Origin of the sequence: Bacillus sp. AFS018417 (assembly GCF_002560985.1) — a bacterium.
Taxonomy (GTDB): Bacteria; Bacillota; Bacilli; order Bacillales; family Bacillaceae_G; genus Bacillus_A; species Bacillus_A rhizoplanae.
In genome coordinates this window covers 1-775 of record NZ_NTTM01000011.1, presented here as the reverse complement: position 1 = coordinate 775, position 775 = coordinate 1, and the positions used below count along the sequence as shown (strand labels likewise).

Genomic DNA, 775 nt, shown 5'->3' with positions numbered 1-775 from the left:
TCTTTTTTTTCTTTTATCATATCTGGCAAGAAGCCCCCCACCTCAAGCGCGAAGCGGTAGGTGGGGAATGAATCGCTTTTTGTTTTTTTTCAAGTATATAAATAGAAACGTATGTTCTTTTTTGGTATACTTTGTGTATACAAAACAAGAAAGGAGCGTGTCCAATGAAAAAAGCATATTTTTCAATTCGTATCTATAAGAATGCACTGAATCCAAAGTATGTTGAAGCTATTGGACATGCTCTTTTCCTATTTAATCGCGCGAAGCATTTCGCCTTTCAAACGCAAGTGTTAGAAAAACGTTCTGGCACCTCCAGACGTTCTGATAGTATGCAAATGACTGTAAAATCACGATTTAGTCTTAATGATTATTATGCAAATAGTGCTGTGCAGGAAGCCAATGCACTGTTTTCTTCTCAGACAGAATTGAAGAAATTGTATATTGAAAATAAAAATGAACAGATTAAAGCTGTAAAAAAGAAGATCAAGAAAACCAAGTCAGATTTGACAGTACTGAATAAAATGAAAACATCTTTTGTCAAAGGGGAGCCAAAGTTCAATAAAACATCTAAGGAACAACAAATGGGACGATATTTTGTTGTGCAATTTAAAAAAAGAACGGATATTTACTATCATGCCTATCAATTTGAGCATGAATATTTAAATGTGCGTATTCAAAAACTTCGTTCTCGTTTAGGTAGCCTTGAATTTCGGTTGGATAGACTACAAAAACTACTTCATAGTTTAAAAAACAAGGTTTCTTCTGTTGTATTTGG

The 775-nt window shown here is 33.8% G+C and carries 1 pseudogene; it reads left to right on the top strand.

Annotation, left to right across the window (positions count from 1 at the left end):
- Nucleotides 1-164: 164 nt before the first annotated feature.
- Nucleotides 165-775: pseudogene (locus CN326_RS05690) on the top strand (hypothetical protein); the annotation flags it as partial.